Source organism: Kitasatospora sp. NPDC001664 (genome assembly GCF_053596675.1).
Genome location: NZ_JBSFGS010000033.1, coordinates 26951 through 49835, shown reverse-complemented (window position 1 = coordinate 49835; position 22885 = coordinate 26951). Strand labels below are relative to the sequence as shown.

The window sequence follows — 22885 nt, the reverse complement described above, 5'->3', positions numbered from 1 at the left end:
ACGGGTGCGAGAAGCGGAAGCTGGACCCACCCATAAGATTACTTATCGTAGTCATCCGCTACACTCGGTGGCAGGCAAGGGAGTTGTCACACCGAGGAGCGCAGCGCGATGGCCATCGAGACCCTGGACGTGGACCGCACCGACCCGGAGTACCGGGCCTGGCTGAAGGAGGCCGTCCGCAAGGTGCAGGCCGACGCCAACCGCTCGGCCGACACCCACCTGCTGCGCTTCCCGCTCCCGGTGGACTGGGGGATCGACCTCTACCTGAAGGACGAGTCCACCCACCCGACCGGCAGCCTCAAGCACCGCCTCGCCCGCTCGCTCTTCCTCTACGCGCTCTGCAACGGCTGGATCCGCCCCGGCCGCCCGGTGATCGAGGCCTCCAGCGGCTCCACCGCCGTCTCCGAGGCGTACTTCGCCGGGCTGATCGGCGTGCCGTTCATCGCGGTGATGGCCAAGAGCACCAGCCAGGCCAAGATCGACCTGATCGAGTTCCAGGGCGGCGAGTGCCACCTGGTGGACAGCGCCTGCGAGGTCTACGAGGCGGCCGCCGAGCTGGCCGAGCGGACCGGCGGCCACTACATGGACCAGTTCACCTACGCCGAGCGGGCCACCGACTGGCGCGGCAACAACAACATCGCCGAGTCGATCTTCGCCCAGCTCCGCCTGGAGCCCCACCCCGAGCCGGCCTGGATCGTCGCCACCGCCGGCACCGGCGGCACCTCCGCCACCCTGGCCCGCTACGTCCACTACACCCAGGCCGACACCCGGATCTGCGTGGCCGACCCGGAGAACTCCTGCTTCTTCCAGGGCTGGGTCGACCACGACCCCGGGGCCACCTGCGACACCGGCTCCCGGATCGAGGGCATCGGCCGCCCCCGGATGGAGCCCAGCTTCGTGCCCGGCGCCGTCGACCGGATGATGAAGGTCCCCGACGCCGCCTCGATCGCCGCGATCCGGGTGCTGGAGCGGGTGCTCGGCAAGAAGGCGGGCGCCTCCACCGGCACCGGGCTGTGGAGCGCCCTGCGGATCGTCGCCGAGATGCGCGCCGCCGGGCAGCACGGCAGCGTCGTCACCCTGATCTGCGACCCCGGTGACCGCTACCTCGACAAGTACTACTCCGACGACTGGCTGTACGGCCAGGGCATCGACATCGCCCCGCACCAGGAGCAGCTGGAGCTCTTCCTCAAGGACGAGGGCCCGCTCGGCTGAGCGAAAACCGGTGGTGGGCGGACGGACTCCGCTGGTAGGCAGGCGGTATGAACGACCTTCAGACCGAACGCCTCCTCCTGCACGCCTTCACCCCGGAGTCCGCCGCCCGGGTGGAGGCGGGCGAGCCCGGCGACGGCGACCACTGGACGGACGGCTACCCCGGCCCCGGTGAGCAGCGCGCCACCCGCAACTTCCTGAACCGCTGTCAGGGCGGCACCACCCCGCACCCCTTCGGCAACTACGAGATCCGCCGCCGCGAGGACGGCGCTGCCCTCGGCGGCATCGGCTTCCACGGTGCCCCGGACGCCGCCGGCTCGGTGATGATCGGCTACGGCCTGGCCGAGTCCGCCCGGGGCCTGGGCTACGCCACCGAGGCCGTCCGGGCGATCGTCGAACACTGCCGTGCCCAAGGGGTGGTCACCCTGCGGGCCGACACCGACCCGGACAACCACGCCTCGCAGAACGTGCTGCGCAAGGCCGGCTTCGAGCTGGTCCGGGAGGACGAGGACGGGCCGCAGTTCGAGATCGCACTGGCCGACGGCGCCAAGATCGTGACCTACCTGGAGCTGGCCTCGCTCGACGCGCTGCGGCCGGGCGCGGAGGTGGCGGGGCTCGCGGTGCGGGAGGTCGACGGCGCCTCGGCCGAGAACCGGGAGGCCCGGGAGCGGATCGGCGGTCCGTACGGCTGGAGCAGCGCGCGGCGCACCGAGGAGCAGTGGCGGCAGTCGCTGGTGGAGCGGCCGGGCCGGCGGTTCTGGACGATCACCCGGGACGGCGAGGCGGTGGGCACCGTGGAGACCGAACCCCACCCGGACGGCTCGGTCGAGATCGGCGCCTTCGGCCTGCTCCCGGAGCACGTCGGTCAGGGGCTCGGCGCCGCCGCCCTGACGCTCGCGCTGCGCACCGCCTGGGCCACCCGGGAGAACACCACCCGGGTCGTCCTGGACACCTGCACCGAGGACCACCCGAACGCCCTGCGGAACTACCTGGCCCGGGGCATGACGGTCTACAAGACGGAGACGGGCAACAAGGGCGCCTCCGCCTGACGGCGCCTCGGGCCACACCGGGGAGCGGGACCGGAGGACCCGCGGGGAGCCGCCCGCGGGGCGGGGCTCAGGCGAGCAGCAGCTCGCGGATCGACTCCCGGGCCACCGCCGCCTCGGCGGACGGCAGTGCGGCGTCGGTGACCCAGGTGTCCACGGCCGTCAGGGGGGCGATCGCGGAGAGGCCGACCACGCCCCACTTGGTGTGGTCGGCGACCACGACGGTGCGGCGGGCGGAGGCGATCAGGGCGCGGTTGGTCTCGGCCTCGGCCAGGTTGGGGGTGGTCAGGCCGGCCTCCGCGTCCAGGCCGTGGGCGCCCAGGAAGAGCAGGTCGAAGCGGAGCTCGCGGACGGCCCGGTCGGCCACCGGGCCGACCAGGGCGTCGGACGGGGTGCGGACCCCGCCGGTGAGCACCACCGTGGTGCCCGCCCCGGTGCCGGCCCGCCGGGCCCGCTCGAAGACCTCGGAGACCGGCACCGAGTTGGTGACCACCGTCAGGTGCTCCACCTCCACCAGCTGCTGGGCCAGCGCGTAGGTGGTGGTGCCGCCGGAGAGCGCGACCGCGCTGCCCGGGGTGACCAGGGCGGCCGCGGCCCGGGCGATCTGCTCCTTGGCGGAGGGCTCCAGCACCGACTTGGCCTCGAAGCCGGGCTCGTGCGCCAGGGCCGCGCCGGCCGCCACCGCCCCGCCGTGCACCTTCTCCACCGTGCCGGCCCGGGCCAGCGCGTCGAGGTCCCGACGGATCGTCATGTCGGAGACGCCCAGGCGCTGCGTCAGCTCGTTGACCCGGACGCCGCCGCGCCGCCGCACCTCGTCGAGGATCAGCGCGCGGCGCTGCTCGGCCAGCAGGTTGCTGGTGTCGGCCATCTGTCAGCCCTCCGGATCGGTCCTTGGCGACATCCTGTCAGATCGTCACACCCGGCAGGTCCTCGGGGACGAGCAGCTGGAGCTCCTCCGTGGTCGGGTCGGCCAGCTGGGCGACCCGCATCGCGTGCCGCTCCACCATGGTCTCGAACACCTGGCGCGCCGTCCGGCCGTTGCCGAATCCCGGCCCCCGCTCCAGCCGGGAGAAGTGGTCCAGCAGGGCCCGTTCGGCGGCCTCGGTCAGCGCGTACTCGTGCTCCACCGACTGCGCCCGGGCGATCTCCAGCAGCTCCCCGGCCGAGTAGTCGGGGAAGGTGACGGTGCGGGAGAAGCGGGAGGAGACGCCGGGGTTGGCGGAGAGGAAGCGCTCCATCTCGGTGGTGTAGCCGGCCACGATCACCACCACCTCGTCCCGGTGGTCCTCCATCAGCTTGACCAGGGTGTCGATCGCCTCCCGCCCGAAGTCCCGGGCACCGTCCTCGGGGGCCAGTGCGTAGGCCTCGTCGATGAAGAGCACCCCGCCCCGGGCCCGGTCGAAGGCCGCCTGGGTGCGGATCGCGGTGGAGCCGATGTGCTCGCCGACCAGGTCCACCCGGGCCACCTCCACCAGGTGGCCCTGCTGGAGCACCCCGAGCGCGGCCAGGATCTCCCCGTACAGCCGGGCCACCGTGGTCTTGCCGGTGCCGGGGGAGCCGGTGAAGACCAGGTGCCGCCGCAGCGAGGGTGCCTTCAGCCCGGCCTGCCGGCGGCGGCGGCCGACCGAGATCAGGTCGATCAGGGTGCGCACCTCCTGCTTCACGGTGGCCAGGCCGATCAGCGCGTCCAGCTCGGCGAGCGCCTCGTCGGCCGGCCGGCAGTCCGGGATCGGCGCGATCGAGGCCGTCACCGGGGCGGCGGCGGTGGTGAGTTGCACCGTCCGCGGGGCCGGGACGGCCGGTGCGGCGGGCGCGAGGGGCTGGGCCGCCGGGCTGTTCGGCGGGGCCACGTCGTCCGAGACGCAGTTCTCCGTCACCGGCCCCGGCTCGGAGAACTCGAACCCGGCCCGCGCGTTCTGCTCCGCCCGGCAGCGGGTCAGCACCGTGCGGCAGCCGTCGATCACGTGGAAGCCGAAGCCCTGTCCCTGGGAGACCCGGCAGTCGGTGAAGCTGCCCCGGCCCTGCGCCGAGACGTAGACGGCCGCCTCGGCGCTGCCCCGCACCGTGCACTCGTACAGCTCCGGATCGGCGCCGGTGGTGACGATCACCCCCGTCCCGACCTCGGAGACCTCACAGCCCGTCAGCCGCCCGCCGCTGCCGTGGTCGCGGAACCAGAGCCCGGTGGCCGCCTGCTGCACCCGGCAGTCCGCCAGCTGGACGGTGGCGCCGCCGCTGACCGAGACGGCCGAGCTGCGCACCGCGCTGAACGAGCAGTCCTTGGCCGTCACCAGCGAATCCCGGTCGAGCACCGAGAGCGCGCCGGGCACGTCGTGCACCGAGCAGTCGGTGAGGGTGGCCCGGGCGCCGTCGCTGACCCAGACCGCGGGGTAGTCGCCGGTGCTGGAGTGCAGCTCGCAGGAGAGCGCGCTGACCTCGGTGCCCGGGTCCCAGACCGCCAGCGCGCCGCGGCCGAACTCCCGGACGGTGGCGTGCTCCAGGGTCAGCCGGGCCCGGCCGCGCAGGTCGGCGCCGTTCTCGGCCAGCTCGTACAGGCGGCACCCGGTCAGGGTCAGCTCGGCGCCGCTGTCCAGGGTCAGCCCGTTGTCCGAGACCCGGTGCACGGTGCAGTCGGAGAGCCGGCCGACGGCCTGCTTCTCCGCCAGCACGCCGCTGCCCTTGATCTCGTAGACCTCACAGCCCGTCAGCTCGACGCTGCTCCCCGCCCCGGTGATCAGCACCCCGGCCCCGCCGGCGTGGTGCACCCGGCAGTTCTCCAGCCGGGCGGTGGAGCCGTCCAGCACCGCGAGCCCGACCTGGGCCGAGCCGGCCAGCTCGGTGGACTCGGCCACCAGCGCGGCCCCGGCGCGCAGCCGCACGCCCAGCCCGGCCGGGTTGAGCACGGTGCAGCCGCGTAGGGTCAGCGCGGCCCCGTCGGTCAGCTCCACCCCGGAGTCCGCCGTGGCCTCCACCCGGCAGCCGGTCAACTCGGCCGCCACGCCCGGTCCGTGGACCAGCACGGCCGGGGCCGCGCGCTCCGAGCCCTCGATCACCAGGCCCTGCACCACCGCGTCGGCGGCCAGGGTGAGCGGCACCCCGGCGGGCGGGTCGAGCCGGACGGTGCCGGGCCCGTCCGCCGGGCGCAGGGTGACGGCCTTGTCCAGCACGACGTTCTCCCGGAACGTCCCGGCCCGGACGGTCAGCGTGTCACCCGGCTCGGCGGCCGCCACCGCCTCGGCCAGCGTCTGGTACTCGCCGGCCCGGCGCCGCCAGCGCGAGGCGCTGTCCTGGGTGACCCGGACCCTGTGCTCAGCCATGACGATCCGCCATCCCCACCTCTGTCAACGGGCTGTCTGTATCGGAGCTTGCCGTGCTTGCCGCACCGGGAGACGCCGGACCGCCACGACCGGTACAACGACCGGGCGCGGCACGGGTTCCGCCCGCTGCGCGCGGGTGGTCAGAGACGCTCCAGGACGGTGAACTCGTCGCCCAGGTGCAGGGTGCCGATCAGACCGGTGAAGCCCTCCGGCCGCTCCGGGATCAGGTTCTGGCCGAAGACCAGCTTCTGGCCCAGCTGGTGGTGGCGGCCCAGCGCCCGCAGCGGCTCGGGGCCCCGGCGCTCGCCGGTCTCCTGGTCGGTGGTGGTCACCACGCAGCGGCCGCAGGGCTTGGCCACCCGGAAGGTCACCTCGCCGACCCGCACCCGCAGCCAGTCGTCCTCGGCCCAGGGCTCGTCCACGTCCACCACCAGGTTGGGGCGGAAGCGCTCCATCGGCACCGGGGCCGCCTTGCGCTCGTCCTCCGGGTGGTCCTCGGCGATCCGGGCGTTCAGCTCCGCCAGCGAGCCGGTGGTGGTGAGCAGCAGCGGGAAGCCGTCGGCCATCGTCACGGTGTCGCCCGGGCCCGCGTGCTCCGGCTTCACCGGGCGGGCCAGCGGGTCGTCCAGGTGCACCAGGCGCACGCCGGGGAAGTACCCGGCGAACCAGGCGTTGGCCTCCTCGGCGGCCAGCGCGGTGGTGAAGAAGGTGCCGAACACCTCGGCCTTGACGGAGGGCTCGCCCGCGGGGGCGGCGATCTCGATCCGCTCGCCGTCCGGCGCGGTCACGGTCAGCGAGCCGTCGGGGGAGGGCAGGGCGCGGAACTGACCGAGCGTCGGCTCGTCCCGCTGGGTCACGGCCTTGCCGCCCTCGTCCACCAGCATCCACCGACGGTCCCCGGTCAGGCCCCAGGGCTCGACCTGGGCGCTCTCCGGGCTGAGCCGGTACGTGGACTTGATCGGATAGATGTGCAGACCCGTCAGCTGAGACATGCGCCCATCCTGCCAGAGCTCGGCGGCGCCCTTGGGCGCGGGAGCGCCCCGCAGGGGCGCGGGGAACTGCGCGCTGGGGAACGGCAACACGTGCAACTGGCTCGCCTGCCCCAATCTCACGCCGCTCCGCCTTCCGTACTCGCGCAGTTCCTCGCGCCCCTGGGGCCTTCGGCCCGGAGGCGCAGCCCACAGGCCGCATACGCCGAGGGGCCGCCTGGACCGGTGTGGTCCGGGCGGCCCCTCGGGACGACCGTCGTGCCCTGCTCGGTCCCGATCCCCCCGGATCGTGGACGCAGGTGGAGCGGTACGGCTCAGTAGGCGTTCCCCTGGTAGCCGGACTGCGGGTACTGGGGCTGCTGCGCCACCGGGCGGACCGGGGCGGCCGGGCGGAACTGGTTGCCGCCGAAGCTCTGGTCCGGGAAGCCCTGCGGGACCGAGGCGGCCCCGGCGAAGCCCTGCGGTGCTCCGGCGTACGCCCCCTGGTTGGCCATCTGGGGAGCCGTCGCGTAGCCCTGCGGCTGGTACTGCTGGAAGGCCGGGCTGGGACCGCCGGCCGGGCGCTGCTGCGGCAGCTGGCCGGTCTGGCCGTAACCCGGCACCTGGGGCTGCGGAGAGGTGTAGACCGCAGGGGTCGGCTGGGCCGGGATGTACTGGGTGGCCGGGCCGCTGCTGCTCGGGCCGGGGCCCAGGGCGAGCCGGGCCGGGGGCAGCGCGGGGAGGTTGCCGCCCGGGCTGTCGAAGCCCGTACTCCCGTACGTGGAGCCGTAGTTGGTTCCGTAGCCGTAGCTCGACGAGGCCGGCGGCAGGGCGGCCGGCACATTGATGGGGGCGATCTGCGGGACACCGCGCTCTGCGACCAGGCTGTCGTAGATGGGCGTGCCGGAGCTGAAGGACGGAGAGGGGTAGCCGACTCCGTCGTAGGAGCGGGGCGAGGTCATGGGGCATACCGTAAGCCCACAATGTGCCTGCTGAGGAGAGTGAGAGGCGTAGGAGTTCCAGTGTTTACGTACTCTTCTCCGGAACAACTCGCTCGAAAGTGTGATGATCGGACATTTCGACGCCGCTTTCCGGCCACCTCCGGGAGCTGACGGAGTGTCGAACGAGGGGCGAACACTCCGTGGCCGACCGACAGCACGCGCCCCCCGGTGAACCGGGGGGCGCGTGTCTGGTGGCGTGAGCCCCCGTCAGCGGGTGGAGAGTGCCTGGATCGGGAAGCCGGGGCGGCCGGCCAGCTCGGAGGTGCAGTGCGCGCAGCGCACCGCGGCGGCCGGGATGGAGCTCAGGCAGTCCGGGCAGTCGGTCTTGGGCACCGGCACGTCCTTGACCGGCTCGAAGCGCTGCTGGAGCTTGCCGACCGGGACCACCACGGCGAAGTAGATCACCGCGCTGACCAGGACGAAACCGATCAGCGCGTTCAGGAAGCCGCCGTAGGGGAAGCTGGTGCCGCCGACCTCGAAGGTGCGCTTGCTGTAGTCGCCGACCGCGCCGGTGGCGACGCCGATCAGCGGGGTGAGGAAGGCGGTGACGAAGCCGGTGACCACGGCGGTGAAGGCCGCGCCGATCACGATGCCGACCGCGAGGTCCACCACGTTTCCGCGCAGCAGGAAGCTGCGGAATCCCTTGAACACCGGGAACTCCAAATCGTTGAAGGGGGAGAGGGGGCGCACGCGCCGTGCACGGCGGGCCCGATTGGCCATTGTGACCCTTCAACCCCCGTGTGGTCCAAGCCAGTTCACCTGATCCGCGTAACCGGGGCACCGGTGTGCGAGGCCCGAAAACACACCCGCCCGGGGCCGTGGCGGCCCCGGGCGGGTGGGTGGGCGGGCTGACCGGAGGTCAGATCCCGGCGGCGCGCAGGCGCTCCGCATACGGCTGGATCCGGGCCACCGCCTCGGCGGTGCGGCGCACGGTGGCGGCGTCCATGTGGGTCCAGAGCGGGACGGTCAGCACCGAGTCGGCCAGCCGGTCGGTGACCGGCAGCGCGTCCGCCTGCCCGAGGTGGGCGTAGGACTGCTGGCGCTGCACCGGCGGGTGGAAGTAGCGCCGGGTGTCGATGCCCTCGGCCTTGAGCGCGGCGGCCAGCTGCAGGGCGGTCAGACCGAAGGCCTCGGCGTCCAGGATCATGGTGAGGTCCTTGAACGTGGAGACGTCGCCCTCCTCCGGCAGCGCCAGCCGCAGGCCCGGCAGGCCGGCCGTGGCCCGGGCGAACTCGGCCACCAGCGCGCCCCGGTGGGCCACCCGCTCGGGCAGCCCGGCGACCCAGGTCAGGCCGACGGCCGCGTGCAGCTCGCTCATCCGGGCGTTCAGGCCGGGGAAGAGCGTGTTGTAGTCACCGGGGTTGCCGTAGTCCCGGCCGGTGCGCAGGGTCTTGGCCAGCGCCGCGTCCCGGGTGGCCACCAGGCCGCCCTCACCCGCGACCGCGACCTTGGTCGGGCTCATCGAGAACACCTCGGCCAGGCCGAAGTTGCCCACCGGGACGCCCTTGCGCTTGGAACCGAAGCCGTGCGCGGCGTCGTAGACCACCGGCAGCCCGGCCGCGTCGGCGATCCGCTGGATCTCCTCGGTCTGGCAGGGCGTGCCGTAGACGTGGGTGGCCATCAGGGCGGCCGGGTCGTCCGCCGCCTTCAGCCGGGCCTCGGCGTCCGCCGGGTCCAGGGTGATGTCCTGCTCGCGGGCCTCGGCGAACAGCGGGGTACCGCCCGCCCAGTGCGCGGCGTGCGCGGTGGCCGAGAAGGTGAAGCCCGGCATCAGCACCGGACGGCCGCCGCCCACCCCGGCGGCCTGGAGCACCAGCATCAGGCCGGCCGTGCAGTTGGAGACCGCCACCACGTGCGGCACCTCCAGGAGTTCGGCGGCCCGCTCCTCCAGCTCGGCCACGGTGCGGCCGTTGGTCAGCATGCCGCTGTCCAGCACCGTGCCGAGCCGGGCCAGCAGGCCCTCGCGGTCCGGCACCTGGACGCGGGTCAGCGGCAGGCCGTCGGGGAAGGCGGGAGTGCCGCCGAGGAAGGCGGGCGCTGCGGTGTCAGTGGTGGTCATGGTCGGTTCGATCCCCCCAGGGTCGAGGTGGTGGCGCGGCTTCGGAACGGGCCGGGGCGGCGACGGGCACGGTGCCCCACTGGCCGGGCTGCACCCGCCAGACCGGAGCCCGGGCCCGGCGGCGCGGCGCCGCCCGGTCGGTCTCCGGCAGCGGGACGGCGAGCAGCACCAGCACCAGCGGGAGCACCTGGACCCGTTCGCGGGAGAGGATGCCCAGGTTGTTGATGGTGGAGAAGGCCCAGCAGAACAGCAGGGTGTAGACCAGCGCGTACGCGATGTACGAGCGTTTCAGGAACAGCCGGGGGAGCTGGCGCATCCGCGGCCAGCCGCGGATGAACATCACCAGCAGCGCGAAGCACTCCACCGACTGGAACAGGCTCTGGATGTTGGAGGCCTCGAACGGGAACGGGCGGAACAGCACGCTCACCACGGCCATCGGCAGACCGGCCGGATTGAGGCTGAAGGCCGGTGCGGCGTCCTCCGGAGCCGGCGCGTTGATCATCGAGTTGCCCTGCGAGGTGCGTCTCGAGGTCTCCGAGAGCACCTGGTTGACGGCGTCGCCGCCGCCCTGCCCGGAGGTCCCGAAGAAGGTGTTCACCTGTTGCAGCATCAGCATCACCATGGCGCCCAGCACCGCCACGGTGACCACCATCCGCAGCGGGCCCAGCGCGCTGACCTCCTTGGGCCGCTTGCGCAGCACGTACGCCACGGTGAGCCCGGCGCCGGCCAGCACGGTGACGTGCGGACGGACCATCGCGGTGCCCAGCGAGCCCAGCCCGATGAAGACGAAGGCGCCGAACTGACGGCTCAGCAGCTTGGCCACCCCGTAGGTGGTCAGGCCCAGGCAGAACATCATCCAGGCGTCCTTGCCGATGCTGGACGGCCAGAACAGCAGCGAGGGCAGGAAGAAGACCAGCTTGGCGTAGCGCCGGGTGTCCGCCTCCGGGAAGGCGATCTGCAGCGCCCGCCAGAACAGCAGCAGCCCCCAGAAGCCCAGCCAGGAGAACACCAGGAAGCCGCCGACCAGGGACGGGCCGGTGATCGCGTACACCACCCCGGTGACGATGATGATGAAGCCGGTGCCGGCCACCTTCATGCCCAGGTCGTAGTGGATGCCGGCCGAGAAGTCCGCGGTGTCCAGGAAGTAGGCGAGCTCGCTGCCCTTCTGGTGGTACATCTTGGCGTCCGCCGCGCCGCCGTAGAGCACGAAGGCCATCAGGTAGCGGGGGAACGCGCAGAGCAGCTTGAGGGCCATGGCCAGCATCAGCAGCCGGAACACCCTGGGCTGCGGGTTGTTCGCGGCCACCCGGGCCAGGATCGGGGTCCCTATCGCCATCAGGGCGGGCAGCACCAGCAGCGCCCCCCAGGTGTCGTAGCTGGTGTGCACCATGGTGAACACGAAGACCGTGACGTAGGTGCAGACCAGCCCGCCGGCCACCAGGGTCGACCAGGGCACGACGGGCGACCGCAGCGCCTGCCGGAGCATCAGAAGACCTCCAGGTCACCGAGGTTGAACCGCCAGGCGCCGAGCTCCGGCGGCACCGCCCCGGCCGGGGTGCGGGCGGCCAGCCGCATGCCGGTGCGCGGCGCCCGCAGGTAGCCGGAGCGCGGGGCGGCCGCGGCCGCCTCGGTGCCGGCCGCGAGGTGGGTCGCCACGTGGTCGCCTCCGGAGCGGGCGGCGGCCCGCAGCAGCTCGGCGGCCGCCCGCCGGTCGCCCGGGCGGACGATCACGTCGGCGAGGGTGAACTCCACCAGCGGGCCGCGCCGCCGGGGGCGGCCGAAGGCCACCCCGGCCAGCTCGCCGCCCCGGTGACAGGTCATCACCCGGTAGTCCAGCCCGGGCGCGTCGCCGTAGCGCCAGCGCAGGTAGGGCTCGGTGCGGGCCACCGCGAGGCGGCCGTCCGAGGCGTCCGCCCCGGCCCGCTCGCGCAGCAGCTCCGCCAGGCCGTCCGGTGCGCCGGAGCCGAACCAGTCGGCGGCGGTGGGCAGCGGACAGACCACCGGCCCGGTGGCGGCGGCCTTGCGGGCCAGCGCGGCCCGCGCGCCCCTGGCGAAGGAGAGCGGCCGGGCGATCCGCAGCGAGACGGGCACCTGGCCCAGGTCCTGCCAGCCCATCTTGAGGTAGCCGGGCAGGCTGTTGCCGTTGGGCGTGTTGAAGACCAGCTCGGCCTCGGAGGAGACCTGCTCCAGCAGCTCGGTGGTGAGCCGGCGGAAGATCCCCCGGCCCTGGAAGTCCGGGTGGGTGGCGGTGTCCACCGGGCGCACCGCGCGGACCACCCGGTCCACCGCCCGCCACTCCCAGCGCAGGAACAGCCGCACCCCGACGATCCGCCCCCCGGGCGTCACGGCCACCAGACCGGGGCTGGCCCCGAAGGGGTTGCGGTGGTGCTTCCACGCGAAGAAGTCGGCGCTGCGGGTCCCGGTGGGGCCGCCCGCCAGCGATGCGGTCAGCAGCTCCAGCACCGCGGGGGTGTCCGCCCCGTCCAGCGGTCGGTAGCTCAACTCGACGGCGTCGTCCCGGAGTTGCTCGGGGCTCGCGCTCACGATGGTTCGGTCTTCCTCTCGGAGGGGCAGGGCGGCGGGGCGAGGTTCAGCTCCGCAGCACCCGCTCGTACACCCGCTCGACGGCCTGCTGGGCGCCCGCCACGTCGAAGGACTCCGAGCGCCCGCGGGCGGCCTCGCCCATCCGCTCGCGCAGCCCCCGGTCGGCCGCCAGCTTCCCGAAGGCCGCCGCCAGGCCCGCCGGGTCGGCCGGCTCCACCAGGAAGCCCTCGACGCCGTCGTCCAGCACCTCCGGCATCCCGCCCACCCTGGTCACCACCGAGGGCAGCCCGCTGGTCATCGCCTCCATCAGCGCCACCGGCAGCCCCTCCTGACGGGAGCTCAGGGTGAACGCGTCGAAGGCCGGCAGCAGCTCCGGCACGTCCGGCCGGGAGCCGGCGAAGACCACACCCTCGCCGGCCGCGGCCTTCAGCTCGGCCTCCAGCGGCCCGGAGCCGATCAGCACCAGCCGGGCCTCGGGCCGCTCCTGCCGCAGCCGCTCGAACGCGGCCAGCAGGGTGGCCTGGTCCTTCTTCGGCGTCATGTTGGCCACCGTGCCGAGGACGAACGCCCCCTCCGGCAGCCCGAGTTCGGCCCGGGCCGCCCGCCGGGCCGCCGGGCCGCGCGCCGCGCCGCCCAGGTCCGGCCCGTGGTGCACCACGGTGACGAAGTCACCGGGCCGCCGCCGGGCGGCCGGAATGCTCGCCGCCACCGCGTGCGAGACCGCCACCACCGCGCGGTTGCGCTTGTACGTCAGGGAGTTGGCCCAGCGGGTCTCCCGGCGGTACCGCTCCCAGACGTTGTGCTCGGTGTGCACCAGCACCGGCCGCCGGGAGCCCAGGGTGAGCAGCCGGGCGGCGGCGGCCGGGACCGGCATGTGCGAGTGCACCAGGTCGTACCGGCGGGCCCGCAGCAGCGCCCGCAGCCGCAGCGGCCAGCGCCGCCCCGGCCCGAGCAGGTGCACCGTCACCCCGGCCGCCTCCAGGGCCGGCACCAGGGCGTCCTTCCACGGCAGCACGTAGGCCACCTCGACCTCGTACCGCGAACGGTCGGCGTGCCGGGCGCAGTTGACCAGCAGCTGCTCGGCGCCGCCCCGGCCCAGCCCCTTGGCGAGCCAGAGCACCCGGACCTTCCCCCCCTGGTCGGTCACCGGTCCTCGCCCTCCTGCCAGGCCGCCTCGTTCACCGGCTCCGGGCCGCGCCGGGCCCAGGACGGCGAGGACCGGTGGCGCGGGCCCTCGGCCCGCTGCTCCTGCGGGGGCACCGGAGCCGCCGGGGCCGGTGCGGCCCCGGGCACGGCGGACGCCTGGGCGGCCAGCCCGTCCCGCTTGCGGCGGCCGGACGGGCCGATGGTGCCGAGCAGCGCCACACCGGCCACCGGCACGCCGGTGCGGGAGAGCAACTCGCTGACCCGGTCCGCCTGCTCGGGCGTCACGTTGCCCGCCTTGATGGTCACCAGCACCGCGTCGGCGTGCTGCACCAGGTCGTAGGCGTCGTTGGCGTGCAGCAGCGGGGAGCTGTCGATCAGCACCACGTCCGCGTGCCGCCGGGCCCGGCGCAGCACCTCGCCGGCCCGCAGCACCAGCGCGGCCGGGTAGGCCGTGGTGTTGCCACCGGTGATCAGCCGCACGCCGTCCACGTTGGTCCGCCGGATCAGGTCGTCCAGCTCGGGCAGCTGCTCGCCGCTCAGCAGCTCGGCCATGCCGGGGCCGTCGCCGACCCCGAAGTGCTCGTGCGCCTTCGGGTGCCGGAAGTCGCAGTCCAGCACCAGGACCTCGCGACCGGTCTCGGCCAGCGCCGCCGCCAGGTTGGCCACCGTGGTGGTGCGCCCGTCGCCGCTGCGGCCGGACATCACCAGGATCACCGGGGCGGGCTGGGCCAGCCGCCGGGAGACCAGCTCGGCCGGGTTGAGGTTGCCGTCGGCCAGCTGCGCGGCCAGCGCCGGCGGGCCGGTCAGCAGCAGGGTCGAGCGCAGCGAGCGGAACGCCTCGGCCCCCGGATCGGACGGCCGGGCCACCACCAGCGGGTCGCGCAGCCGCCGCAGACGGGTGGAGAGGTAGGGGATCTCGCCGATCACCGGGAGGTTGAACGCCTCCTCCGCGCCGTTGCGGGTGCGCAGGCGGGTGTCCATCCGGCTGAGCATCAGCGCGGCCACCACGCCGAGCGCCAGGCCGAGCACCACCGCGAGGGTCAGCCGCAGGCCCCGGCTCGGCGAGGTCAGCAGGTTCCCGCCGAGCTCCTTGGCGTCGATCGAGCCCCACTGCTGGACGGCGTCGGTCTGGCTGACGGCCTGCAGGTCGCTGATCGCGGTCAGGGTCTTGGTCAGCGAGTTCCGAGCGGCCGTCAACTGCGGGTCCAGCTTGGGCTGGTCGGCCGGCTTGGCGCTGTAGAACTCCTGCTGGAGCTTGTTGACCTGGTCCTGCTGGGTGGCGCGCTGCGCCTCCAGCCGCTTGATCGACTCGCTCGCGCTCTTCGCGGTCTCCTGGCTGTAGCCCTTGATGGTCGCCTCGGCGAACGCCCCGGCGGTCTCCACGCAGCTCTTGCTGGTCGGCCCGGTGACGGTGAACTCGAGCATCGTCGGCGAGGCCGCCGCCACCTTCCGGCGGGCCACCAGACCGGCCACGTCGGTGATGTTGAGCGTCTTCGCGGCGGCCGTCGACACGTCCGAACCGGCCGCGTACGAGAGCACCTGGTCGGCCCGGACCGCCTCGCCGGCCCCGGCCACCGGGGTGATGGCGACCTTGCACTGCCATTTCCCGTTGTCGACGGTGTCGCCCGTCGGGGTGAGCAGCAGCCCGATGATCAAGGCGGCCACCGTACAGCCGACCAGCAGTCGCCAGTAACGTCGCAGTACGGTGAAGTGGTTGGCCGGTTCCACCGGTTGGATCCCCTCGCGTTCGTGGTGCATGCGCCGCGCCGACCGGCCCGGGTCGGGTCCGGGTCGGCTCCGCACGGTCTGCTGGCCGCTCGCCTGGTGGCGTGCAGCGGCGCGGGCCCCGCCCCCCAGCGTGGACCCGTCTCCCCGGGCACGATGCTTGCGGCACCTGACGTGCGGCGCAAGCACTTTCGCCAATCTGATGCGCGATCTCGTCCGGGGACCGAGAATCGCCCCTCTCCTCAGCGCTTCCCGAGCGATCTCTCGTAGAACTCGACCATCTGCCCGCAGACCTGAGGCAGGGTGAACTTGGTCAGGAACCGGGCCCGGGCCGCCTTCGCCCGCAGCTGCGCCGCGGAGCGGTCCTCCAGGGTCTCCGCCAGCGCCGCCGCCAGCGCGGCCGGCCGCTCCGGCGGCACCAGCAGCCCGTAGTCCTCCGACCCCACCGTCTCGCGCAGCGCCGCCACGTCCGCGGCCACCAGCGGCACCCCGACGCCCATCGCCTCCATCGCCGCGCTGCCCAGCCCCTCCCAGCGCGACGGCACCGCGAACGCGTCCACCGCCGCCATCAGGTCGAAGACGTCCGAACGAGGCCCCAGGAACCGCACGTTGCCCGCCACCCCGGCCAGCTCCCGCAGCCTCGGCGTCTCCGACCCCGCGCTGCCCGCCAGCAGCAGCACCGCCTCCGGCTGCCCGGCCCGTACGGCGGGCCAGGCCTCCAACAGCACGTCAAGACCCTTCTGGTACTGCTGCCGCGCCGCCGCCAGCACCACCGGCGTGTGGTCCGACAGCTCCAGCCCGGCCCGCACCGCGTCCCGCCGCTCCTGGCTCACCGTGCCCAGCAGCTCGGTGTCCCGCCCGCGCGGCACCACGTCGATCCGCTCCGGATTCACCTTCAGCCGACGGGCCATCACCTCGGCCACGTGCCGGGTCAGCGCGTGGAACCGGCGGGTCCCCTGTGCGGTCGTGGCGTCCACCGCCTGGGCCGCCCGCACCTTCCACGGGCTCAGGCCCCGGGCGTGCAGGTGCTCCGGCCCGTACGAGGAGTTCACCAGACTGGAGACCACCGGCGTCCGGGTGGACAGCGCCGCGGCCCGGCCGAGCACGTCCGACTCGTAGAGCGTGGTGTGCACCAACTCCGGGCGGCGGTCGCGCAGCAGCCGCCGCAGCGCGGCGTACTCACCGGCCCGGCCCGAGGCGTGCACCCCGAACACCTCCGCCCCCGCCGCGGCCAGCTCCGGCTGGAACCCGCCCGGCGACGGCCGCAGGTACGCCACGTCCAGCTTCACCCCGGCCCGCACCAGCTGCGGCGCCATCGCGACCAGGCCCTGCTCGGCTCCGCCGATCCGGCTCACGCTGTCGATCACATAGAGCACATGCACAGTGGCCCCCCACCCAAACACTGACAGGCGGTCAGCATCCCAGGCCAGACCCGCCCACCGCCACCGAATCCCCATACTGTGAACACCCTGGGAACCGAAGCACCCGGGGGCGCGGCGGAAGTGGCTACGCCTCTGGGGGCGCGAGGAACTGCGCGAATCGGAAGGCGGCCCACCGGCAACTGAACCGCCGTCAGCCAGTTGCACGTGCTGCCGTTCCCCTGCGCGCCCCGCGGCGGAGCCGCCGATCAGCAGGGCCCCGCGCCCCCGGGATCACCTTTCACCGTTTCTTCGCGAAACGCCCGTGCGAGACGTGCGGCATGTGCCAGGTTGGGCGCCATGGCTGAGCCGAGGGTGTTGCATCTGGTCACTGACCCGCGGGGCCGGGGGGCCCAGAACCTGGCGCGGGACCTGCACGGGGAGCTGCTGCGCAGGGGGGTGCCGTCCACGCTGCGTTCGTTGCAGCCGCACGTCGACGCCCCCGCGCCGCACGACGCCCCGCCGTTGGGCCCGTCCCGCTACCACCCCAGCACGCTGCGGGCGCTGCGCGAGGCGGCCCGCACCAGCGACGTGGTGATCGCCCACGGCTCCAGCACCCTGCAGGCCTGCGCCGTGGGCCTGTTCGGCTCCCCGACCCCGTTCGTCTACGTCAACATCGGCGACCCGCGGCACTGGACGGCGAGCCCGGCCCGCCGCCTGCGGGTGGCGGCGTTCCTGCACCGGGCCGCCGCCGTCTCGGCGATCTCGGACGGCGCCCGCGACGTCCTGCTGCAGCGCTTCCGGCTGCCCGCGCAGCGGGTCCGCACCATCCCGAACGGCCGCGCCGCCGACCGCTACCGCCCGGCCGCCGACCAGGCCGAGCGGACCGCCGCCCGCAAGGAGCTGGGGCTTCCCGCCGAGGGCCGGCTGGTCGCGTGGATCGGTGCGCTCGCCCCGGAGAAGCGTCTCGACGTGGCCCTCGCCGCGCTCGACCGGCTCCCCGACGTCCACCTGGCCGTCGCCGGGGACGGCCCGCTCAAGGGCAGCTACCAGCCCCACCCCCGTGCCCACTTCCTCGGGCGCCTGACCGACCCGGCCCCGCTCTACCGGGCTTCCGACGCGCTGCTGCTGAGCAGCGACAGCGAGGGCGTCCCCGGGGTGCTGATCGAGGCGGCGCTGGCCGAACTGCCCATCGCCGCCACCGACGTGGGCTGGGTCGGCGACGTGGTGCTGGACGGCACCACCGGTGCACTGGCCCGCCCGGGCGACCCGGCGGCGCTGGCCGAGGCGCTCGGCAGGGTGCTCGGCGGGGACCGCGCCGCGCTCGGCAAGGCCGCCCGCGAGCACGCCCTGGGCCGCTTCGACCTGGCCGTGGTGACCGACGCCTGGCAGCAGCTCGTCCACCAGGTGGCCCGGCGGCGCTAACGATCCGTCAAGACCGCCGTCGCACCCCTGTCGTGCGGCCGGGCCCGCGCGCATACTGACCCGGCGGTTCCGCCAGTGCGGCGGCCGCAGACGGGGAGGACGTCATGGCAGTCCTGGCGATCCTGGTGGGCTTGGGCCTGGTGGCCCTGCTCTCCAGCGTCCGGGTGGTCCAGCAGTACGAGCGCGGCGTGGTGTTCCGGCTCGGCCGGGTCTCGGGGGAGCCCCGGCCGCCGGGGCCGACCCTCCTGGTCCCGGTGATCGACCGGATCCGCAAGGTCAACATGCAGATCGTCACCATGCCGGTGCCCGCCCAGGAGGGCATCACCCGGGACAACGTCTCCGTCCGGGTGGACGCGGTGGTCTACTTCCGGGTGGTCGACCCGGTCCGGGCCACCGTGGACGTGCAGAACTACGCCTTCGCGATGTCCCAGGTGGCGCAGACCTCGCTGCGCTCGATCATCGGCAAGAGCGAACTGGACGACCTGCTCTCCGGCCGCGAGGGCCTGCACCACGGCCTCGAACTGATGCTGGAGAGCCCGGCCACCGGCTGGGGCGTGCACATCGACCGGGTGGAGATCAAGGACGTCGCGCTGCCCGACTCGATGAAGCGCTCGATGGCCCGTCAGGCCGAGGCCGACCGGGAGCGGCGGGCCCGCATCATCACCGCCGACGGCGAGTTCCAGGCGGCCGCCAAGCTGGCCGACGCGGCCCGGCAGATGGACGAGACGCCGTCCGCGATGCAGCTGCGCCTGCTCCAGACCGTGGTCGAGGTGGCGGCCGAGAAGAACTCCACCCTGGTGCTGCCCTTCCCGGTCGAGCTGCTGCGCTTCTTCGAGCAGGCCGCCGCCCGCCCGGAGCCGCGGGACTGACGGCCCGTCACCGGCGGTTGGGCCGTCCGGGCGAAGAATCCGCCCGGACGGCCCGTCGGCTCGCCGCTCCTCCCGCGGGCTGGAAGCATCGGCCCACGTGAAGCAGCTCATCCGCACCGCCGTCCTGGCCACCGCCGCCGCCGGACTGCTCGCCGCCCCCGTCACGGCCGGTCAGGCCACCGCAGCCCCCGAGGTGCCGCACGAGGGAGGGTACGTCGGCCGGGTCGACAACCCGGGCCCGATCCGGGCGGTCAAGCAGGAGGCCGTCGAGTTCTTCTGGTACGACTGCTACCACTCGCGGCAGCTCGAACTCCCGCTGGAGCGCTGGTCGGCCAAGCACGCCTCGGACGTGACGCTGCGCCGGGTGCCGGCGGTCTGGGCCGGAGCGCCGGAGGAGCGGGTCCAGAAGGGCCACGCCCGGCTGTACTACACCCTGGAGAAGCTCGGCAAGGTCGACGAGTTCCAGGTGGCCGCCTTCAAGGCGGTGAACGTGGACGAGCAGGACGTCATCACCGAGGACACCGCCACGGCCTGGGCCGGCACGGTCGGGCTGGACGCCGAGAAGTTCCGGGCAGCCTACCGCTCGGCCGAGGTGCGCGACCTCACCGAGGCCGCCTCCGGCCTGATGGCGAAGTACAAGGTCGACGAGCTCCCCACCGTCTTCGTCAACGGCGACCGGGCCAAGCCCAGCAAGAACGGCGGAGTCGAGGGCATGCCCGCCGCCCTGGACGCCCTGGTCGACTGACCGGAAGCAGTGCGTCGAGAGCCGGGACGGTCACCGTCCCGGCTCTTCTTCACGGATCCGCCCCCTGCCTCGCACACTCTGTGCCAGAGTGTGCGCTGCGGCCGAACCGGACCGGGGAACTCCCCTGGCGGCGGCCGGTATCACTCGGCACCGGAGAAGGCGGGGTTCCGTGGGGGGACAACGCGCGCAGGTCCTCGATCAGCGCGAAAACCAGACTGAGGCCCGGCGGCCGGGGGCCGAGGGTCCCCCGCCCGAGTTGGTCTTCAAGCGGCGGCTCCGACCGGCCCAGGTGGCCCGGGAGCTGCTGGGGGCACGCGAGTTGGTGCGCGCCCTGGCCGAGCGCGACCTGCGCGCCCGGTACAAGCAGGCGGTGCTCGGCTTCGCCTGGGCGGTGCTCACGCCGCTGGCGCTGTGCGCCATCTTCACGCTGGTCTTCCAGCGGGCGGTCAAGATCGACACCGGCGGGGTGGCCTACCCGCTGTTCGCCTACGTCGGCCTGATCGTCTGGCAGTTCTTCAGCAACACCATGAACCAGGGCGCGCTGAGCCTGGCCAACAACCTCAGCCTGCTCAACAAGGTCTACTGCCCGCGCGAGGTCTTCCCGCTGGCCACCATGCTGGTCGCCAGCGTCGACATGCTGATCGGCATCGGCGTGCTGGGCCTGCTCTTCCTGGCCTTCTGGACGGCGCCGGCCGCCACCTTCTTCTGGGTGTTCCCGCTGCTGCTGATCCAGCTGGCGTTCACCTACGGCGTGGCGCTGGTGCTCTCGGTGGCCGTGGTCTACCTGCGCGACGTCCGGCACCTGCTGCCGATCATCACGCAGATGGGCGTGTTCGCGACCCCGGTCGCGTACCCGCTCTCGCAGATCCCGCAGAAGCTCCAGGAGGTCTACGTGGCCTTCAACCCGCTGGGCGCGGTGATCGAGGGCTACCGGCGGGCGCTGCTGCACGGCCAGGCACCCGACCTCACCCTGACCGGGATCGCCGCGGTCAGCTCGGTGGTCGTGCTCTGCGGCGGCTACCTGGTGTTCAAGAAGCTGGAGACGGGGATCGCCGATGTCGCGTGAGCTGATGACCAAGAACCTCCCCCTGGGCACCGTCCGCACCGAGCACGTGTGGAAGCGGTTCAAGGCGGACCAGCAGCGGATGCTGCTGCGCGACAAGGTCGAGCAGGTCACCCGGAAGCTGCGCGGCGGCAAGGGCGAGGACTGGCGCTGGGCGCTGCGTGACATCAACATGCACATCGAGCCGGGCGAGGCGGTCGGCCTGATCGGCTCCAACGGCTCCGGCAAGTCCACCCTGCTGAAGATGCTCACCCGGGTCATGTACCCGTACGGCGGCGTGATCGACGTGCGCGGCCGGATCGGCGCGCTGATCGAGATCCGGGCCGGCATCCACCCGGACCTGACGGGCCGGGAGAACATCTACCTGTTCGGCGCGCTGCTCGGCCTCAAGCGCCGCGAGGTGGCCGGACGGTTCGACGACATCGTGGAGTTCGCCCGGCTCGGCGGGGCGATCGACCGTCAGGTGAAGTACTACTCCTCCGGCATGCAGATGCGCCTGGGCTTCGCGGTCGCCGCGTACCTGGAGCCGCACGTGCTGCTGGTGGACGAGGTGCTCGCGGTCGGCGACGCGGTCTTCCAGCAGCGCTGCCTGGACCGGATGCGCGAGGTGGCCGAGCAGGGCACCACGATCGTCTTCGTCTCGCACGACCTCCCTGCGGTGGAGTCGATCTGCCGCCGGGGCATCTGGCTGGAGCAGGGCACCGTCCGGGTGGACGCCGGGATCAAGGACGCGCTGGCCGGGTACCGGGACTCGATCGAGGCCCAGTCCGAGGCCACCGCCCGGGTCGGCGAGCCGCTCCAGCTGCTCAAGCACGCGATGGTCGGCGAGGGCCGGGAGAACCTCACCACCGACGAGCCGATGACCGTCGAGCTCACCCTCGGCGGCGACTACCGCGGCGACGCCACCCTGCACCTCGGCGTCAGCGAGGGCACCTCCAGCCCGATCTTCCAGATCAGCCACGAGATCCGGTTGAACGGCGAGGACCACCACGTCGCCTGCGTGATCCCCAACCTGCCGCTCCCGCGCGGCCGTTACACTCTCTGGGCGGGCGTGTACAGCATCGGCAAGACCGACGGCGGAACGCTCATGAGCTGGCACTCCGTGGGCCAGTTCGACGTCTTCGGACCGATGCTCGACACCCCGCCGCGCGCCGTGGTGCTGGCCGCGCCGGTCTTCGTCCCGCACCGTTGGGAGGAGTGAGCCGGTGACCGGTCTCCGGGTCCTGGTCCACCTCAACAACCTGGCGCTGGGTGGCGCCCAGTTGAACGCCGTGGACATCGCCCGCACCATGCGCGACCGCGGGCACCACCCGGTGCTGTTCGCCCAGGGCATCGACGGCCCCGCACCACTCGTCGAACTGGCCGCCTCGCACGACCTCGAACTGGTCGTCGAGGGCGGCCCGGACACCCCGAACCGGGTGGTCCGGCAGCGGCTCACCCGGGTCGCCGAGGAGCACGGCAGCCAGCTGGTGCACGCCTGGGAGGTGCGGGCCGCCCGCAACTCCTTCTTCGGGCCCGGCCGCCTCGGCCGGATCCCGGTGGTCACCACCTTCTACGGCATCCGGATGCTGCGCGGCCTGCCCCGGCATCAGCCCCTGGTGCTCGGCCTCGGCGCGATGATGGGGGAGGGGCGGGCCTTCGGCCACCGGGACGTCCGGCTGATCGAACCCCCCGTCAACACCCTCACCGACGCCCCCGGGGTGGTGGACGGCGAGGAGTTCCGCAAGGAACACGGCATCTCCGACGACGAGTTGCTGCTCTCCATCGTCACCCGGATGGTGCCCGACCTGGAGAAGGACGAGGGCGCGCTGCTCACCGCCCGTGCCGTCCGCGAGCTGGCCGACCCGAGGGTCCGGCTGGTCGTGGTCGGCGCCGGCCCCAGCCTGGACCGGATGCGCGCGGTGGCCGACGAGGTCAACGGCGACCTGGGCCGTCAGGCGGTGCTCGTCCCCGGGCAGTTGGCCGACCCCAGACCGGCCTACCAGGCCGCCGACGTGGTCCTCGGCATGGGCGGCTCCGCCCTGCGCGGCCTCGCCTTCGGCAAGCCCGTGGTGGTGCACGGCGCGGACGGCTACACCGCCCTGCACGAGCCCGGCCCGCTGGTCGAGCCGCACGCCTCCCGCTGCATGTACGGCTTCGGCGACGGCACCCGCCGCCCCGAGGTGCTGGCCACCCAGCTCCGGCCACTGCTCGACGACCCCGCACTCCGCGCCTCGCTCGGGAGTTGGGGCCGCGACTGGGTGGTCGGCCGGTTCTCCCTCGACAGCATCACCACCGCCTTCGAGGAGCTCTACCGCGAGGTCCTGGCCACCCCGCCCGGGCCGTCCAGCTGGTTCCGCGACCTGGAGCAGATGACCAGGTTCGAGTACAGCAAGCCCACCGCCCTGCGGATGCTCGGCCGCTGACGGCCCGT

Annotated in this window: 19 protein-coding genes; 8 read left to right on the top strand and 11 right to left on the bottom strand. The window is 73.5% G+C overall.

Annotated features, from left to right (window positions below; all coding sequences use genetic code 11):
• Window positions 1–108: 108 nt before the first annotated feature.
• Entirely contained in the window at window positions 109–1212 is a 1104-nt protein-coding gene (locus tag ACWCYY_RS33900; protein WP_345289520.1) for a PLP-dependent cysteine synthase family protein, read from the top strand.
• A gap of 47 nt (window positions 1213–1259) precedes the next feature.
• Window positions 1260–2258 carry a GNAT family N-acetyltransferase gene (locus tag ACWCYY_RS33895; RefSeq protein ID WP_449798192.1) on the top strand — a complete coding sequence of 333 codons (999 nt, stop codon included), beginning with the start codon at window positions 1260–1262 and terminating at the stop codon, window positions 2256–2258.
• A 67-nt stretch (window positions 2259–2325) separates the two neighbouring features.
• Here the strand turns inward: ACWCYY_RS33895 and ACWCYY_RS33890 are convergent, their stop codons facing one another.
• The 11 genes from ACWCYY_RS33890 to ACWCYY_RS33840 all read right to left on the bottom strand — a co-directional run bounded on the left by ACWCYY_RS33890 (window position 2326) and on the right by ACWCYY_RS33840 (window position 16379).
• Window positions 2326–3123 carry a DeoR/GlpR family DNA-binding transcription regulator gene (locus ACWCYY_RS33890; RefSeq protein ID WP_345289522.1) on the bottom strand — a complete coding sequence of 266 codons (798 nt, stop codon included), beginning with the start codon at window positions 3121–3123 and terminating at the stop codon, window positions 2326–2328.
• A gap of 37 nt (window positions 3124–3160) precedes the next feature.
• Window positions 3161–5569: a right-handed parallel beta-helix repeat-containing protein gene (locus ACWCYY_RS33885; protein ID WP_345289523.1), complete on the bottom strand. Its 2409-nt coding sequence runs from the start codon at window positions 5567–5569 to the stop codon at window positions 3161–3163.
• A gap of 140 nt (window positions 5570–5709) precedes the next feature.
• A complete protein-coding gene (locus tag ACWCYY_RS33880) occupies window positions 5710–6561 on the bottom strand; it encodes an MOSC domain-containing protein (protein ID WP_345289524.1) in 852 nt (283 codons plus the stop codon).
• A gap of 311 nt (window positions 6562–6872) precedes the next feature.
• Window positions 6873–7499, bottom strand: a complete 627-nt coding sequence (locus ACWCYY_RS33875) for a DUF6643 family protein (protein WP_345289526.1) — start codon at window positions 7497–7499, stop codon at window positions 6873–6875.
• A gap of 246 nt (window positions 7500–7745) precedes the next feature.
• A complete protein-coding gene (gene mscL / locus ACWCYY_RS33870; protein ID WP_345289527.1) occupies window positions 7746–8189 on the bottom strand; it encodes a large conductance mechanosensitive channel protein MscL in 444 nt (147 codons plus the stop codon).
• A 208-nt stretch (window positions 8190–8397) separates the two neighbouring features.
• Entirely contained in the window at window positions 8398–9597 is a 1200-nt protein-coding gene (locus tag ACWCYY_RS33865; protein ID WP_345289528.1) for a DegT/DnrJ/EryC1/StrS family aminotransferase, read from the bottom strand.
• Complete coding sequence (locus ACWCYY_RS33860) at window positions 9584–11083, bottom strand: hypothetical protein (RefSeq protein ID WP_345289530.1); 1500 nt, start codon at window positions 11081–11083, stop codon at window positions 9584–9586. Before ACWCYY_RS33860 ends, ACWCYY_RS33865 begins: the two co-directional genes overlap by 14 nt.
• The gene (locus ACWCYY_RS33855) at window positions 11083–12141 is read right to left on the bottom strand and encodes a GNAT family N-acetyltransferase (protein ID WP_380148724.1); all 1059 of its coding nucleotides are present in this window, start codon (window positions 12139–12141) and stop codon (window positions 11083–11085) included. Before ACWCYY_RS33855 ends, ACWCYY_RS33860 begins: the two co-directional genes overlap by 1 nt.
• A gap of 46 nt (window positions 12142–12187) precedes the next feature.
• Complete coding sequence (locus ACWCYY_RS33850; protein ID WP_380148726.1) at window positions 12188–13288, bottom strand: glycosyltransferase; 1101 nt, start codon at window positions 13286–13288, stop codon at window positions 12188–12190.
• Window positions 13285–15015: a tyrosine-protein kinase family protein gene (locus ACWCYY_RS33845; RefSeq protein ID WP_380148728.1), complete on the bottom strand. Its 1731-nt coding sequence runs from the start codon at window positions 15013–15015 to the stop codon at window positions 13285–13287. Before ACWCYY_RS33845 ends, ACWCYY_RS33850 begins: the two co-directional genes overlap by 4 nt.
• A 239-nt stretch (window positions 15016–15254) precedes the next feature.
• On the bottom strand, window positions 15255–16379 hold the full coding sequence (locus tag ACWCYY_RS33840; protein ID WP_345289535.1) for a glycosyltransferase family 4 protein: 1125 nt from the start codon (window positions 16377–16379) through the stop codon (window positions 15255–15257).
• Between the two features lie 351 nt (window positions 16380–16730).
• On the opposite strand from ACWCYY_RS33840, the gene ACWCYY_RS33835 reads away from it, so the two are divergent.
• From ACWCYY_RS33835 to ACWCYY_RS33810, 6 genes are all read left to right on the top strand, one after another.
• Window positions 16731–17795, top strand: a complete 1065-nt coding sequence (locus ACWCYY_RS33835) for a glycosyltransferase family 4 protein (protein WP_345289537.1) — start codon at window positions 16731–16733, stop codon at window positions 17793–17795.
• A 104-nt stretch (window positions 17796–17899) separates the two neighbouring features.
• A complete protein-coding gene (locus ACWCYY_RS33830; protein WP_345289538.1) occupies window positions 17900–18664 on the top strand; it encodes a slipin family protein in 765 nt (254 codons plus the stop codon).
• A 97-nt stretch (window positions 18665–18761) separates the two neighbouring features.
• The gene (locus ACWCYY_RS33825; protein ID WP_345289539.1) at window positions 18762–19409 is read left to right on the top strand and encodes a thiol:disulfide interchange protein DsbA/DsbL; all 648 of its coding nucleotides are present in this window, start codon (window positions 18762–18764) and stop codon (window positions 19407–19409) included.
• A gap of 169 nt (window positions 19410–19578) precedes the next feature.
• On the top strand, window positions 19579–20475 hold the full coding sequence (locus ACWCYY_RS33820; RefSeq protein ID WP_380148730.1) for an ABC transporter permease: 897 nt from the start codon (window positions 19579–19581) through the stop codon (window positions 20473–20475).
• Window positions 20465–21673, top strand: a complete 1209-nt coding sequence (locus ACWCYY_RS33815) for an ABC transporter ATP-binding protein (RefSeq protein ID WP_345289541.1) — start codon at window positions 20465–20467, stop codon at window positions 21671–21673. Before ACWCYY_RS33820 ends, ACWCYY_RS33815 begins: the two co-directional genes overlap by 11 nt.
• A gap of 4 nt (window positions 21674–21677) precedes the next feature.
• The gene (locus ACWCYY_RS33810; protein WP_449798191.1) at window positions 21678–22877 is read left to right on the top strand and encodes a glycosyltransferase family 4 protein; all 1200 of its coding nucleotides are present in this window, start codon (window positions 21678–21680) and stop codon (window positions 22875–22877) included.
• Window positions 22878–22885: the final 8 nt, after the last annotated feature.